The sequence below is a fragment of the Nocardia sp. CA-120079 genome (assembly GCF_050955745.1).
Lineage (GTDB): Bacteria > Actinomycetota > Actinomycetes > Mycobacteriales > Mycobacteriaceae > Nocardia.
In genome coordinates, this window is the sequence record NZ_CP192088.1 from 4,542,465 (window position 1) to 4,557,094 (window position 14,630).

Annotated in this window: 13 protein-coding genes and 4 pseudogenes; 8 read left to right on the top strand and 9 right to left on the bottom strand. The window is 63.4% G+C overall.

What is annotated here, in order from left to right:
- The first annotated feature begins 11 nt into the window (after window positions 1–11).
- Together ACQPYR_RS20720 and ACQPYR_RS20725 are read left to right on the top strand one after the other, a co-directional pair.
- Window positions 12–1,535, top strand: coding sequence for an FAD-binding oxidoreductase (locus tag ACQPYR_RS20720; protein ID WP_433634621.1), 1,524 nt, complete (start codon window positions 12–14; stop codon window positions 1,533–1,535).
- Window positions 1,536–1,869: 334 nt separating this feature from the next.
- Complete coding sequence (locus ACQPYR_RS20725) at window positions 1,870–2,703, top strand: alpha/beta fold hydrolase (protein ID WP_433634623.1); 834 nt, start codon at window positions 1,870–1,872, stop codon at window positions 2,701–2,703.
- 83 nt (window positions 2,704–2,786) lie between these two features.
- Here ACQPYR_RS20725 and ACQPYR_RS20730 read toward each other — a convergent pair whose 3' ends face one another.
- Window positions 2,787–2,942: a hypothetical protein gene (locus tag ACQPYR_RS20730; protein WP_433634625.1), complete on the bottom strand. Its 156-nt coding sequence runs from the start codon at window positions 2,940–2,942 to the stop codon at window positions 2,787–2,789.
- Window positions 2,943–3,648: 706 nt separating this feature from the next.
- Here ACQPYR_RS20730 and ACQPYR_RS20735 point away from each other — a divergent pair.
- Window positions 3,649–4,998, top strand: coding sequence for a serine hydrolase domain-containing protein (locus tag ACQPYR_RS20735; protein ID WP_433634627.1), 1,350 nt, complete (start codon window positions 3,649–3,651; stop codon window positions 4,996–4,998).
- A 399-nt stretch (window positions 4,999–5,397) separates the two neighbouring features.
- Here ACQPYR_RS20735 and ACQPYR_RS20740 read toward each other — a convergent pair whose 3' ends face one another.
- Together ACQPYR_RS20740 and ACQPYR_RS20745 are read right to left on the bottom strand one after the other, a co-directional pair.
- Complete coding sequence (locus ACQPYR_RS20740) at window positions 5,398–5,628, bottom strand: hypothetical protein (RefSeq protein ID WP_433635451.1); 231 nt, start codon at window positions 5,626–5,628, stop codon at window positions 5,398–5,400.
- Between the two features lie 115 nt (window positions 5,629–5,743).
- Window positions 5,744–6,064: pseudogene (locus ACQPYR_RS20745) on the bottom strand (hypothetical protein); the annotation flags it as partial.
- Between ACQPYR_RS20745 and ACQPYR_RS20750 the strand changes: the two are divergent.
- The gene (locus ACQPYR_RS20750) at window positions 5,981–6,517 is read left to right on the top strand and encodes a TetR/AcrR family transcriptional regulator (protein ID WP_433634629.1); all 537 of its coding nucleotides are present in this window, start codon (window positions 5,981–5,983) and stop codon (window positions 6,515–6,517) included. The pseudogene ACQPYR_RS20745 and the gene ACQPYR_RS20750 sit on opposite strands and share 84 nt — an antisense overlap.
- Here the strand turns inward: ACQPYR_RS20750 and ACQPYR_RS20755 are convergent.
- Window positions 6,514–7,593, bottom strand: coding sequence for a CSLREA domain-containing protein (locus ACQPYR_RS20755; RefSeq protein WP_433634631.1), 1,080 nt, complete (start codon window positions 7,591–7,593; stop codon window positions 6,514–6,516). The genes ACQPYR_RS20750 and ACQPYR_RS20755 overlap by 4 nt on opposite strands.
- Window positions 7,594–8,376: 783 nt before the next feature.
- Between ACQPYR_RS20755 and ACQPYR_RS20760 the strand changes: the two genes are divergently transcribed.
- From ACQPYR_RS20760 to ACQPYR_RS20775, 4 genes and pseudogenes are all read left to right on the top strand, one after another.
- Window positions 8,377–9,648: a PucR family transcriptional regulator gene (locus ACQPYR_RS20760; RefSeq protein WP_433634633.1), complete on the top strand. Its 1,272-nt coding sequence runs from the start codon at window positions 8,377–8,379 to the stop codon at window positions 9,646–9,648.
- Window positions 9,649–9,705: 57 nt separating this feature from the next.
- On the top strand, window positions 9,706–10,020 hold the full coding sequence (locus ACQPYR_RS20765) for a hypothetical protein (protein WP_433634635.1): 315 nt from the start codon (window positions 9,706–9,708) through the stop codon (window positions 10,018–10,020).
- A gap of 1,021 nt (window positions 10,021–11,041) precedes the next feature.
- Window positions 11,042–11,275, top strand: a pseudogene (locus ACQPYR_RS20770) (low affinity iron permease family protein); the annotation flags it as partial.
- A 60-nt stretch (window positions 11,276–11,335) separates the two neighbouring features.
- A pseudogene (locus tag ACQPYR_RS20775) lies at window positions 11,336–11,936 on the top strand (flavodoxin family protein).
- Window positions 11,937–12,057: 121 nt separating this feature from the next.
- Here the strand turns inward: ACQPYR_RS20775 and ACQPYR_RS20780 are convergent.
- The 5 genes and pseudogenes from ACQPYR_RS20780 to ACQPYR_RS20800 all read right to left on the bottom strand — a co-directional run.
- The gene (locus ACQPYR_RS20780) at window positions 12,058–12,897 is read right to left on the bottom strand and encodes an SDR family oxidoreductase (RefSeq protein ID WP_433634637.1); all 840 of its coding nucleotides are present in this window, start codon (window positions 12,895–12,897) and stop codon (window positions 12,058–12,060) included.
- Window positions 12,898–12,902: 5 nt separating this feature from the next.
- Window positions 12,903–13,130, bottom strand: a complete 228-nt coding sequence (locus ACQPYR_RS20785; protein ID WP_433634639.1) for a hypothetical protein — start codon at window positions 13,128–13,130, stop codon at window positions 12,903–12,905.
- 55 nt (window positions 13,131–13,185) lie between these two features.
- Entirely contained in the window at window positions 13,186–13,572 is a 387-nt protein-coding gene (locus ACQPYR_RS20790) for a hypothetical protein (protein ID WP_433634641.1), read from the bottom strand.
- 477 nt (window positions 13,573–14,049) lie between these two features.
- The gene (locus ACQPYR_RS20795) at window positions 14,050–14,262 is read right to left on the bottom strand and encodes a hypothetical protein (RefSeq protein WP_433634643.1); all 213 of its coding nucleotides are present in this window, start codon (window positions 14,260–14,262) and stop codon (window positions 14,050–14,052) included.
- Between the two features lie 185 nt (window positions 14,263–14,447).
- Window positions 14,448–14,630: pseudogene (locus ACQPYR_RS20800) on the bottom strand (cold-shock protein); the annotation flags it as partial.

The following is a 14,630-nucleotide window of genomic DNA, read 5'->3' on the forward strand; positions in this document are numbered from 1 at the left end:
GGATCTGGACCTTGAGCGATCTTTCTCGCCGTGACCTGCTCAGGACGTCGGCGGCCGCCGGCGTCGGAGCAGTCGTCGTCGCGGGCCTGACGGCCGCAGACACGGCGGATATTGCGGACGCAAGCACCCCGGGAAGTGTGGCCGCGGGCCACCCGAGTAAAAGCCGAGGAAGCCCGCCCGCCACGCTGACCGGCCACATCGTCCGCCCCGGTGACGAGTCGTACACGGATGCGCGACTCGGCTGGGACCAGCTCTTTTCTCACTATCCACTGGTCATCGCCTTCGCACAGGAAGCCAAGGACGTGGTGAACGCCCTCACGTGGGCGCGGCAGCACGACATCGCGCTGCGGGTGCGCAGCGGCCGCCACGCCCTCGAAGGCTGGTCGAACGTCGACAACGGCATCGTCATCGACGTCAGCCAGCTGAAATCGGTCCAGATCGACCCTGGTGCTCGTATCGCGACGGTCGGTGCCGGGCTGAACCAACTGGAAGCGGTAACGACGCTCGCGAAGCAGAACCTTGCGGTCACAACCGGAAGCGAGGGCAGCGTAAGCCTGTGCGGCGCGACGCTCGGCGGTGGCCTCGGGCCCCTCAACCGCTGGCTCGGTATGGCCTGCGACAGCCTGATGGCGGCCGAGGTCGTCGTCGCGTCGGGTCACGACTGCGCCGAGGTGATCAACGCGGACATGCAGCATCACCCGGACCTGCTCTGGGCGCTGCGCGGGGCGGGAAACGGCAACTTCGGGATCGTCACACAACTCACCTACAAGGTGTATCCGCTCGAGCATCTCGCCTATGTGCAGGCGACATGGGATGGACTCGGGGACCTGTACGGGGTCTTCGAAGCATGGCAGCGTACGGTACCGTCCGCCGACGACCGTCTGGGATCCGAACTCGAGATCCACAAGTCCCAGATCCTGCTGTCCGCGTGGCTTGCGGACGGGGCAGCGGCACAGGCCACAGAGATGCTGGCTCCGATCCTGTCGATCGGCACGCCCGATGTCACGGTGCAGGTCGGTAACTGGGGCGACTTCTTTGCCGGAGCCCAGGTCCCGCTCGCGCAAGAGCCCGCGAACTGGAAGTTCTTCTCGCAGTTCGTCAAAGAGCCGTTCCCGAAGCAGGCGATCGACATCATCGGCGACTTCATGCGAAACGCTCCCACAGAGGACAGCAACTACTTCGTCGATGCCTTCGGTGGGGCGATCACGCGGGAGCCCGCCGGCGGCACGGCGTTCGCGCATCGCGACGCGCTTTTCTACGGCGAGATCGGCGCAGCCTGGGGGAATCGTTCAACACAACCAGGCGTCGGCGACCCGCTGACCTCGCAGGCCCAGGCCTGGACCGCTGAGTTCAGCCAGGCGCTGCGGCCCTACGTGGCCGGCGCCTACGTCAACGTGCCGAACGTCGGAATGCAAGAGTGGGTGACCGCCTACTGGGGGAGCAAGCGCTTCGAGCGGCTGCGCAGGATCAAGGCGAAGTACGACCCCCACAACGTCTTCCAGTACGAGCAGAGCATCCCGCCCGCGTCACACTGATCGACAGTTCGCTGTTGCTCGCGACCCACGGGTGGCCGTCGATGGCCCGGAGGGTTCCGGCACGTCATCGCCAAGCCTCTGGCCGAACGGCCTTGTCGCGATGGCCATTCAGTATGGGCATCCTCGCTGATATCACTGTTGGGCGCGACCGGATTGGTTGCCGGCGGCGCCTACGTCAATACCCTCAATGGCGAGAGACGTCGAACTCGTGTTCATCCCGTCCAAGCGACACTTCGCCCCTGAATCCAAGGTCCGAAAACCGGATTACCTAACAACGTTGCCTGACGAGGAAGTAGCGTCGTTGTCCTGAACGTGAGTAAGTCAGGGGGTAGCGATGAAGCCTTCGCGCAGTGGTCACCTGCCGATCAACGGTCTGAGCCTCTATCACGAGGTGTATGGAGAGCTCGGCACGTCGAAAACGGCTCCGCTGCTGCTGATCCCCGGCGCGCACATGGCCACCGACTCGATGGAGCCGTGGGTGTCGGCTTTCGCGGGCACGCGCACCGTGATCGTCTTCGATCAGCAGGGGCACGGTCGCACGCCGGACACGTCGCGCGAGCTGTCCTACCCGCGGTTCGCCGACGATGCCGCGGCGTTGCTGCGCGCGTTGACGATCGAACGCGCGGACGTGATGGGCTACTCACAAGGCGGCGGGGTCGCGCTGCAGCTCGCGCTCCGGCACCCCACACTGGTCAACAAACTGGTCACGCTGTCGGCCGCATACCGCAGGGACGGCTGGTCTCCGTCTGTGGTGGCGGACGTCGAGGATTCAGGAGGCGCCACACAGTGGGCCGGTACGTCCGTCGAGAATGCGTTCATGGCGCACACGCCGGACGCCACGGCGTTCGAGGCCTACCTCCAAAAGATGAGGGTCTTTGGTCACGATGAACAGAACATCAGCGACGCGGATATGCGTTCGATCTCTGCGAAGACGATGGTCATCGCTGGTGATACGGATGACGTGAAGCCGGAGCATACGCTGGCGATGTTCAAGCTGCGCAGTGGCGGCGATGCGGACGCGGCAATGTCGAGGGTGGGGGTTCCGGCCGCCCGCTTGGTGATTTTGCCGACGACGCACGTTGGCATCTTTTGGGAGTCAGCGATATTGGTGCCGATGGTGAGCGCGTTTCTCGATGATGTGACGCAGACGGTGCCGGATTTCTTTTAAGCGTGGCTCGCCGCAGCACGGATCGGTCGTAGCCGCTGCCCGCGACCTCGGCGCACTGCTGCCGGTTGCACCAGTTCCGGCAATCACGAACCAACACCGACTAGTGCTGTGACCGGAACGATCAGCGAGGCGGGCGGAATCCTGCGGTGGTCGGCGCCGTCCTGGTCGAGCATGCTGCGTCGCAGTTCGTGTGGCAGCTTGGGCCGACGTTCGATGTGCACCAGGGCTGGGGCCAGCATTCAGGGAATCTTGCCGATGTGTTCTGGCGGCAGCGGGAACGAAGTCGAGAAGAGGCGAAAGTGTAGTAGTCCCGTCGAGGAATTCATTTGTCGTGGTGCAGGTTTCAGTGAGAGTCGCAGGTACCGATGCTCGGCAGGACATGGGCATCCGGAAAACGGCTGGTCATCGTGGGTACCTACCCGGTCTGATGTTCCTACGATCCTGGTCGGGACGGTTGCGGTACAACGACTTCGGTGCAGCTGGAGCTGGCAGCGGTGGCTCTCCTGTCTTGGCGTCTCGCCGGTTTCGCTTCGGAGGTAAGCCAGCAGTTGCACGTTTCACCTTGGTGGATTGTTGTGCCGGATACTCGGCGGGCGTCGTTTTGGATGAACGACGCGTGTCGGTAGGTCCTCTCAAATGCAGTCAGCCATGGAGCCCAGCCGGTCTGCACTACCGACGAACTGCGTGCAGCTGCTCGAGGTCTGACGCGAAGAACAGCCGCGGTGTGAGTCAGGGACGGCGAACACGGTCTGCTCTGCCGAAGGTGGCGATCTCGATCCACGGCTGTCGGGTCGCCATGGGCGCAGGATGGGGTCACGCCGCTGAGGTCCGCCAAGAGGAATCTTGGAATATTCGATGTCGAGCGGCACGCCTGGTTTGCATTCGGCTGAACCGTATTCAGCCTGTCGTCCGCTCCGGCACTATCGGGCGCGATAGCCTCGAGCTATGGGTCGCATCTACAGATTACTAGCCGGAACTGCGGCGGTATCGATGGTCGCGGGGAGCGTTTTTACCGGGGGTGCGCAGGCGACGCCGACCGAGCAGCTGTCATGTGAGGTGTCGTCCGGGCGGGACCCGGAACGGGCGGCGCCGGAACAGGTTGGACTGGATTCGGGACTGCTCGTGGACGCCTTGACGTTCGCCGGCGGGCGTAATCGGTTGAATGTGCAGGTGTTCCGGCATAACTGCCTGATCGGCGAGGGGCCGACGAACGACCAGACCGGGAATGTCGCCTGGAATATCTGGAGTGCGACGAAGAGCGTGGTTTCCCTGCTCGCCGGAATAGCGTGGGATCAGGGGAAACTCGATATCGAAGCGCCGATCGATCGGTACCTGCCGCCCGGACTCGGTGATGCGCAGCATCGGTCGATCACCGTGGAGAATCTGCTGACCGAATCGTCCGGCCTGGCGGCGGGTCTACTTACCGAGGGTATCACCGGGGTAATTCCACTCGATCCGAATAGTGCCGTGCAGGCGCTCGGAGTGCCGTTGACCAATCCGCCGGGCGCGGTATTCAGCTACAGCCAGCGCAATGTCGATCTGCTCGCCTATGTCATCGAGTTGGCCGTCGGGGAGCCATTGCAGCAGTTCGCGCAGCGTGAGCTTTTCGATCCGCTCGGCATCGAACGCGGTGATTATTACTGGGCGCGCGACCGCGCCGGGCACACTTACGGATACGCCCATCTGATGATCCCACCGAACGATTTCGCCAAGCTCGGCCTGCTGGTGAGCAATAACGGGCGCTGGGGCTCACAGCAACTCGTCTCCGAGACCTATCTGCGCATGGCACGCCAGCCGTCACCAGCGAACAAGTGCTTCGGCTACCTGTTCTGGATCGGCCTCGGATGCGGAGAGTCCCACGACTTCCAGCCCACCGACGTGTATGTCATGGTCGGACTCGGCATGCAGAACATCTTCATCGTGCCGAGTCTGGATTTGACGGTGGTGTGGACCGGAGTCTTCGGAAGTGTCAGCAACCAGGGCATTGAGGTGGCCCTGGAGGACACCACGGAGCTGCCGCACGAATTCTTCCGCCGATTGTTCGCGGCATTCCAAGACCATCCGGTGCCCGATCCCGGTCCGTATGTCGAACCGCCGCTGCGCGCGGATCCGAGCCGGTACGTGGATACGAATCTGCTGCTCGCGGTCTTCGGCATCGGGCCCGCGGCATATCCGGGCTGCAATGTCTTCAGCTGCCTGAACTACCCGCTGGCACCGCCGTTCGCGGATACCGCGCCGGGCTGCGTCATTCAAGCCTGCCTCGGTCCGGACCCGCGCACGCCCGGGATCCGCTGAATCACATGCCGAAGAAAGGGGATGTCGCCTTCCTTCGCGCCGATCGAAGCTGGCGGTCACGCTCATCGGTGCAGGGCGCGCATAGTTCACCGCCAGCCTGGCGGTGACCGCTGGGACGCACACGGTGGTCGGCACGGTACCGGATGCCTCGTCGAGTATCGCGGCGATGCCCCCGCTGCGCGATACTCCCGACGCGCCCTGGTGTCGTTCGTCGAGGGGTGAAATGGCCAATGATGCGGTCGTTTTCGAGATTCAGGGCGACGCCGACGGCCCCGGATTCCGCGGATGGGTTTGTTAAATAGATTCGGCTGGCACACAACGCTTTCCGCACTGCTGATCACGCCGGCGGCTTCGCGAAATCAGTTGGTGGGCTTGCCGAACCAGCGGGAGAGGTGGACGTCAGGTACTACTGGTGCTGGCCGATCCTCGCGACGTGGCCGTCGGGGCGTAGCAGGATGGCCGGAACATCCAGTGCCGCAGAGGGATCGGCGATGAGGCTACTCGGTCCGACCAGTCCGCGACGGTCAGATCTTCGGTGCGGTCGAGCACCAGGCCGCGGCCCCAAGGTAGTCGGTCGTAGAGGCCGCCCTGTTTCAGGTCGATGTCGCGGTTGACCTCGTCGAAGTCCATCAATTCGGTGAGCAGCCTGCGGGCCCGGTCCGGTGGACAGCAGTTCCATCTGGGCGCGGGTGTTATCCAGTACGTCCTCGGCGACCGGATGACCTTCGGTCTGGTAGGCGTCCAGCAATGTTTCCGGCGCCCAGCCGTGGATCTGTGCGGCCAGTTTCCAGCCGAGATTGAATATCCGGCTGGCGGAGTTCGTGCGGGGCCGGTGGGCGCACCTGATATGAAGGTGTGGGTGGGACGTAGGAAGTTGCTGGAACCGATACTGACGACCTTGCCGCACGGGCCGCACGGTCTTGCTCGTGATCTGGTGACGGGATCGCAGCGTCAGCGGCTGTTGTTCGGGGTGACGGTCGTCGTGGCGGACCGTGGCTACCTCAATGCGACAGTCGCGGATATCGCTGCGGCAGCGAAGGTTTCGCGGCGGACGTTCTACCAGCATTTCCTGGACAAGGAAGCGTGCTTCCTCGCCGCGGCCGAGACGGGTCGCGATCTGATGATCGATCATCTCGAGCACGTGATGGCGCAGGTATTGTCCGAACCGGTGCAGCCTCTCGGGGCTCTCCGGCGCGGTATTCGGGAGTATCTCACCCTGTTGCGTGACGAACCATCGTTCGCCCGCTCGTTCTATCTCGAGACGGCCGTGGCCGGCCCGCGCGCGATCGAGTCGTTCGAACGCTGTCAACGCTGGTTTGCCGGATTCATCCGATCGTGGCGCGAAACGGCAGGCCCCGTCGATCAATCGGTCCCCGATTACGCCTATCTGGCGGTGACCGATGCGACCAACGAGGCCGTGCGCCGAACCCTCCGTGCCGGAGGTGATCTGCTCGAGCTCGAGGACAGTGTGATGTACATCCACCATGCGCTGCTCGGGCTGGTGATTCCTGCCGACTAGGACAGGACTCTGTCGCCTGCGGCGGTGAGGTCGCAGGAATCATCGTCGCTGGTGTTGCCGCCTTCGGAGACGATCCGCGCGAATACCTTCGTGCAGCTGGCCGGAGGGTTCGCCGTGATAGTGGAGTTCCGCAAGATGACGGCGCCCAATGGAGCGTCGACCCGATCCGTCACCTGGTGCGGGAGAGTGTCGAGGTAGGCCGGCGCCACGTTGATGCCGCTGCCGCCGTCGGGGGCGGTGTTTCCGGTGATTATGGCGTGATCGAAAGTCACCACGCCCCGGCCCCGGACATCAACACCGCCGCCGCGACCGGCGAATCCACCAGGGCGGTACCACTCTCCGGGATTGACCACCCGGTTCTCGGAGATGGTGGAGTCAGTGAAGGTGCAGGTGTTGTCGCACCGCACACCGCCCGCCTCGCCGGAGGTATTGCCGGTGATAGTCGTATTCTTCGTCTGCAAGTCCGACCCCGGCACGTTGAAGATGCCGCCACCGTACCCGGCGCTGTTACCCCGGACCACGACGTCGTCGAGTACGAGGTTCGACGAATTGGCTATGCCGCCCCCGCCGGTGTCGTAGAACGGGATCTCGTGTTGGGCGGTGACTCCGCCGGTCACGGTCAATCCCGTCAAAGTCACGGGCGCAGCAGTGCTGAGCACTCTGTCGATCCCGTTGGCGTCCAGCACTGTCCGATCGCGGCCGGCGCCGCGCAGCACCGTCGGCGCCGTGAGGTTCAGGTCACCTGTGGTCGCATCAGGGTTGCGGCCCTGCACCTTCAGCCGGTCGGGCGGAATCGTCAAGACGTACCGTCCGGCCGGCACCACGATCGTGCTTCCTGGACGGTCATTGGCCGTTTGCACCGCGGCGCGCAGGGTGCAGGTGCCAGAAGCCGTGCGGCACAGCCCACTTCGAGGGTCGGCCGCAGTCTCGTCCGCGGTCGTATTCACCGTGATCACCCCTGGCGAGTCGGGTGCGTTGTCGGCGTAGGACACGCTGGGGAATCCGACTGCGGTGCCAACGATCAGGGCTGTGATAGCGACGGCGGAGGCCGCCCCAGCAGAGGTGTTTGTCGTCATGAAGTCTCTGATCCAATCATGGACGTGGAGTGGGGTACGCACGCGTATGAGTGAGGTACGCGAATGTTTACAACTTTTAGCAGAGTGACGCCCCATCGGTGGTGTTTCCGGGAATCTCCTTGGCAGTTGACAATTCGCTTAGCCCGGCGTTCCAGAGCGACAGAGTGGCCACTGCTGAGAAGCCGCCAAGCGGCAAACGGCGATGTCCTAGGACATCGCCGTTCCTGTCGGGATCGGTCAAAGTTGCACGGCGACGCAGGCGCTCTCGCCGGCCGTCGCGGACTGCTTGGGTGCAACCGTATCCGAGCACCCATCTGCGGACGTGCACAGCGCCGTGATCATACCGAAGATAGAGACCGCCCTGGTCGATCCGGTCGCTGCGAGCAGCGCGGTCATTAATTAGGAAGGGAGTGCCGCTGCTGACCAGGTGGCGGATGCTGCCGCCCCTTGTTCGGGGTCGCCGTGCCGATGGCGCGCCGCCGGTTCAGCGTGTGGACCGAGGCCGAACTCTGGCGGCATTACACAACGCCGTCCTGGACGAGCTGGGTGGCGCAGGCTCGATCGACCTATCGATATGCAAAGCAGCAGACCAGCTGGACCTTGATTAGCGAAACGAACCTTCGATTGATCGCATTCAGCGACCGCCATTGTGAACTATCACTATCGCTTGCTGACCGCTCTTGCCGAGATATCACGTTACTCGGAGTAAACCGTTCTCTCGAACCTTGTTCTGGTTACGCTGGTGCAATAGTGCAGTTAACGGGGATGGAAGGAAGTTCGACCATGTCTGTCACCTTCGCCGGACGGCAAGGACTTACTGTATCCGGCCGGCTCATGTCGTTGCCGTTGAAAGACGTGCGGGCCTTGTCCCGGCAGATGGTCGGGCATTTCGTCGAAACCGTCGCCCCCTGCGGCACCTTGCCTGGTGACGCGATCCATGGCGACATCACCATCATCACCCGCGTGTGCTTGGAACTGGCAGTCAGCATGTTGGACGGCAGCAACATTCCGGAGAAGACCGGGCAGCTAGAGGATGCCGCGGCCCAATGGGCTCGCGAAGGCGTGCCGATTGGGACCATTCACCACGCTATCCACGAGGGCTTCAAGATCGGCTTCGACCTGGTGATGTCCACCGCCTTGGCCGAGCAGCGTACCTCCGGCTCAGCCGACACCGAGCCGATGCTCACCGTCAGCTTGGCCGACTACCAAAGTATCCTCGACGCCGCCAAACTCGTTGTCGAAATGCTCGACACCATGACCACGACGGTTTCGGTGGCCTATGTGCGCGAACTGCGCGCGGTCGTGTCGGAGCACCACACCGCGGTGCACACGCTCACCTCGGCGTTGCTCGGGGGACACCCCACCTCCACCATGGCCCGCGAGTGCGGCATCGATATCTCCGACCGCTATCGCGTAATAGCCCTTGCCATTCCGTCTCACCCGGACGAGTCCAACCCGATGCTGGACGCGAAAGTCGTTGCCCGCCGCAAACTCCGGCGCGTGCAGGCGGAACTGGCCACCCGCTGCGACGACACCGTGCTGTCCCTGCTTTCGGTCGATGGCGGCACTCTGCTCATCCCCGCCGATCACATCACCAAGGGCACCCTGAAGGAACTGATCGCGCATCTTTCGCGGGCGGCCCGCGTGCACATCACCGCCACCGCGGTCACCGCCCCCACCGACACCGTGCCCACCGCCGCGGATCAAGCCCACGAACTACTCGACATGGTCACCCGGCTGGGGTCGGTGCCTGGCCTGTATCACTTCGACGATCTGGCTCTGGAATACCAGCTCACTCGCCCCGGCCCCGCCCGCGAACATCTCGGGTCGCTGCTCGATCCACTGGACGAGTATCCGGAACTGCTGGAGACCCTGCAGGTCCATATCGCGCACAACCTGAACCGCCAGCGCACTGCGCGGCTACTGCACGTACACACCAACACCGTGGACTACCGGCTCAAGCGGATCGGTCAGCTCACAGGGTTCGATCCCACCCAGGCGAGTGGGTTGTGGCACCTGCGTTCGGCGTTGGTTGCCCACACTTACCGCAGGTGATCGGAGTGCGGTCGAGCGGATGCGGAATTACTCCAGTCGATCAGCAGGAGGTCGACATTGACAGCGGTCGAAACGCTCTGGAACGAAGTCGACGAGTTGGAAACAAACATGGATGATTTGCGACGAACCGAAGTCGAAGGAATGCGCGCGACATGGCGGCTGTTTCAGGACCACCTGATCTCCATCATCGCCGTCCACGAGGCGTCCGGCGCCACGCCGATCGTATCCTTCGGCCCCGAGGACTTTCCGGATCTCGCACAAGCACGAGAACTCCTTCCGGAAATGAACAAGTTGTGGGACGCTGTGCGCCACGACTTCTGGACCAAACTCATTCCGCCGCAACCACGGTGTCGACAGTGGCGATGGACGTGATCGTGAAACCCCGCTCCCACTGCTGCATGCTTATCGGGCTGTCAACAAAAGACCACCACAATATGGTTCAACGCGACGCAGCTGGAAAACCCAGGGCTCTCAGCAAAACGGAGCTGAATATCTAGTCAGCAACCCCGCTGATTCCGCCGCAGATATCAGAGTATGTTTCAGCGCTGCCCGCTCCGGGACTCGTTCGCCTGGCACAACGAACTAGCACCTGCAGCCTTGCCGCTGCATTCGGCCTCACCTCGGTGCATTGATCATGTCGCGCCCGCGACATACCGATCAGAACTGCACGCCGATCCAGTCCTTCCCGACCGCCCGTTTCAGGTGTGGGTGCTCGACACCCCGCCGTCCGGCAACGACGCCGATGACGGTCCACAATGACGTGGACCTCGAAACGGGCCCTAACCATAGTTTCCCTGGCTCGACGTCAAAGGCCCGCAATATCGACAACCTTTGCGCATCCGCACTCGGGAGCCTGACCAGATGAAACCGGTTCACCTAATGGATTACATTCATTGCCGTCTACGCGGGTCAGAGTTGCTATCGACAATGGAGCTGTGTCAACGTCTGCACACCTCCTCCTGCACCCAGGAGGGCGCACGTGCCGGAATGACTTCTGCTGATTGGAAAGCTGTGGGTTGTTGGCTCAACCCAGGCAGGGATCATCCGATAGGGCAGATGGGATCAGAATAGTGCGCAGCGCACTAAATAAAGATCTGATTGCTGAGGCATGTTGAACGAAATTAGCGCCTGTGTCAGATGGGCATTCGTACGGATGCGTACGCCCGATGGCTCAGAGCGCCAAGCCGGTGCTTTGACCTGCTGGCGACGGACGCCTCCCGATCGCCGACACCAACGGCGACATGGGCGGAACGACACCGCCGCTTTCGATCCCATCGTCTGCTTTCACTACTGCGCCATCGATTACGTGTTCTGGGTGTCGCACAAGCGGCGCGGCTTTTCTGATTGTCTCGACATCGTCATCAACGGCTTCCCCGCCACCAACTCGTCACATGACGTCCGCCTACTGGCAATCAACACCGCGACCACCATCGTGACCTTCCTCTTGGTCGCACTGCTGCAGAACACCCAATCCCGCTCCGAGGAAGCCCTCCAACAGAAACTGAACGCCATCTCCGACGCACTCGCCGACCTCATGAACGAACTCAGCACCGACTACCCCGAACTCGGCGATCACCGCACCGAACTCATCGACGCGGTCGGACTCGAGAACCGCGAATCGGCGTAGGACGAACACATCCGCCGAAGCTGTTTTCGCACAAACTTTTTCATAGGGAGGCGGGCGACCATGTCCGTGTCGACCGCAGTCGCGTTGGTATGCACTCTGAAGAAAGAGCCGAGGCCGTCGAGTAGCGAGATCATTGCCCGCCGAGTTCTCGACCAGCTCGCCGAGCATCAGGTCACGGGAAATATGCTGCGGGTGGTGGATTTCGACGTCCGCCCCGGCGTCACCGCGGATGAGGGTCGGGTGATCAATGGCCCGTGCTGCGAGAACATGTCGCGGCCGCCGATATCCTCGTCCTGGCCAGCCCGACGTGGCTGGGGCACATGTCATCGGTCGCCCAGGGGGTGCTCGAACGATTGGACGCCGAGCTGTCGAATACCGACTTCGAGGGCCCGTCCCGCCATGTTCGGCAAAGGTCGCCGTCGCCGCGGTAGTCGGCAACGAGGACGGCGCACACAAGGTCATCGCCGACCTGTTCCAGGGGGACGACATCGGCTTCACCATCCCCCGGGGCTGTACCTACTGGCACGGAGAAGCCATGGGCAGCACCGACTTCCGAGACCTCGATACCATCCCCGAGGTCGTCGCGACCACGACTGGCACGCTGGCCCGCAACGCGGTTCACCTGGCGCGTCTGGTCCAAGACGATCCCTACCCGGCGTGAGCACGAGCAATTCAGACCGATCCGCGGACCGTCACCGCCGCGTGGCCGTGGTCACCGCTGGCTGATGTCATTCGCGGGGTTTGTCCGCGGTTTCGGTGCGGTGGCGCATTGAACGGCTTGTTCACAGGATCGGTCTGCCGCCGGTGACGGCCAGTCGAGCGCCGGAGATGTAGCTGCCTTCGTCGGAGGCGAGTAGCACATAGGAGCTGGCGAGTTCGACTGGTTGTCCGGCACGGCCCAGTGGGGTGTTCTCGCCGAAGTTGGCGACCTTCTCGGCGGGCATTGTCGACGGGATCAATGGTGTCCAGATCGGGCCGGGCGCCACGCTGTTGACCCGAATTCCCTTCTCGCCCAACAATTGCGCGAGGCTCGCGGAGAGGTTCGCGATGGCCGCCTTGGTCGCCGCGTACGGCGCCAGTGTCGGGTTGGGCATATCGGAATTGACCGACGAACTTCCGATGATCGATGATCCCGGCGGCATGTGTGGCAGTGCCGCGCGCACGAGGTGGAAATACGCACCGACATTGAGCCGGAAGGTGTAATCCCATTCCTCGTCGGTGATTTCGGCGAGCGTGTGATGGGTCATCTGGTAGGCGGCGTTGCTGACCAGGATGTCGATCTTGCCGAATTCGCCCACGGCGCGATCGATGACGGATCGGCAGTGGGCTGGCTCGGACAGATCCCCACTGACGAGCACACACCGCTGACCGGCCTGTTCGATCAGTTCGGCGACCTGTTTGGCGTCGTCGTGTTCATCCAGATACGAGATCAGCACGTCGGCGCCCTCGCGGGCGTAGGCGATCGCGACGGCCCGCCCGATACCGCTGTCACCGCCGGTGATCACCGCCGCCTTACCGGTCAACCGGCCGGACCCGCGGTAGCTGCGCTCACCGCAATCGGGCACCGGCGTCATCTGGTCCTGGCGCCCTGGAGGTTTCTGTTGCTGTTCGGGAAATCCCATGACCATCATTCCTTTCCACGCACTGCGAAGCGCCGGTCCACCTGCCGATGCTGATCACCATCCGGTCGCCACCACGGCGACGACCGTGACGAGCCGCGCACCGAATGCCGGTCGGTTCCGCATGTCGCCGAGGTCGTGATCTTGACGAGGGCATCGGTGCGTTCTTCGATTTTCGGGTGGGCGACCTCGCCCAGACGGATACCGCCCACGCCGTGCCACACGCTCGCTTTCATGGTCGAAACCCCTACTTTGTCGGGCCGTGCACAGGTCAGCAGCTGGGATGCGGCGTCATCGTGTTCGCCTGCGCCGCAGGATGGTCCAGGTGAACACGGCGGCGGAACCGGCGGCTATCGCCGCGACGGGCACGCGGTTCCTACGTGCCGAATCCGCGACCTGCTTGCCTAGGTCCTGGAGTGGTTCCGATACCGACGGCGTCGGGTTCTCGACCGGCCGTCCTGCGCGAGTCGAGTCGTCGTGCGCGACATCGTTCACCAGGTGTCCGGTCACAATCCCGCGGTGCTGCGGGCCGCGCACGGGCTCGTGGCTCGCGGTCGCCGCGCTGGCCGGGATATCAGCTCTGTCGCTGAGCCCGGAAATGCGCTGATCCAGTCCCGGTCCCGCTCGTTCAAAGTCTTCGTGGCTGGATTCCGGAGTATTGGGGAGGTCTTCGGTCATCGCGGGCTCCGATCTGCTCCAGTGGGCCGATCCGGCAAGCGAAATCGCCGCGTTTCGGCATGCACACGGTGCGTCGACCGCGTGGTCGCATCGGCGACTGGTCTCGCAGTCGGACGTGTTTCGGTGTCCGGTCGGTGCCGCGTGTGGTGAACCATGGATACCTCACCTCCTGTGCGCCGCCTACCCGTCGATGCCCGGATGAAACGGGGGCGACGCCATGCGAGCCTCGCGACGTGATGCGACCGCCCTCGGACATGCCGAGCGCGTACGGATTCATTCCCGATGCTTGGGGTGAACGGGAACAGTCAGCTGATTGCCCGCGCAGCGATCAGCCGGCGCGATGGCGTCGCTGGGCGCGGGAGCATTGTTTCGTTCGTGTGCGGGTGTCGCTGGGTCAGCGGCGCAGCATGGCTAAGACGAGGGCCAAGGCTACGGGTGAGGTCTTGCGGCGGTTTGTGGAGACTGCCAGCGCTGAAGTCAGCCAACACACAAACGCGCCGAGGACGCGGCGATGCGCGGTCGGGGTATCGCAGAACCTTCCATGACCTGGTTCCACCACCGCTGCAGCGGGCTGGGATCGGGCCAATACACATCCGGTTGACCGATCCGGTTGGTCTCGCTGTTGTCGGCGTCTGCGAGGGTGTCCTGATCGGCGTGATCGAGACCGGTGCCGGTCGGGCGCATGGTCATGGGCAACGTCCTTACTCGAAGATCGTCTTGCAGGGAAAGCTTCCGGAAAGGCCGGATGAGCCCGCAACGGCCAGGCTGGCGGGCAGGACCAGCACATGGCACTGATGCCCTCCGATTCATCGGGCGCGAGCGAAGGTCGGGCATCGGCTGCGGCGTGTCGGTGTCGACGCGGTGCGTGTGTAGGGGCGCACGCGGTCGGTTTCGGGACCTCGGGGGTGATTATTGGTGGTGAATACGACCGGTTGGCCGCTGGTCAGGGTCTTGTAGCCCGACGTTTCGATGCTGGAGTATTCGACGAAGACCGGGCCGCTGCGGTCGTCGGGTTCGATGAATCCGAACCCTTTTTCGGCGTTGAACCAGGCCACCAC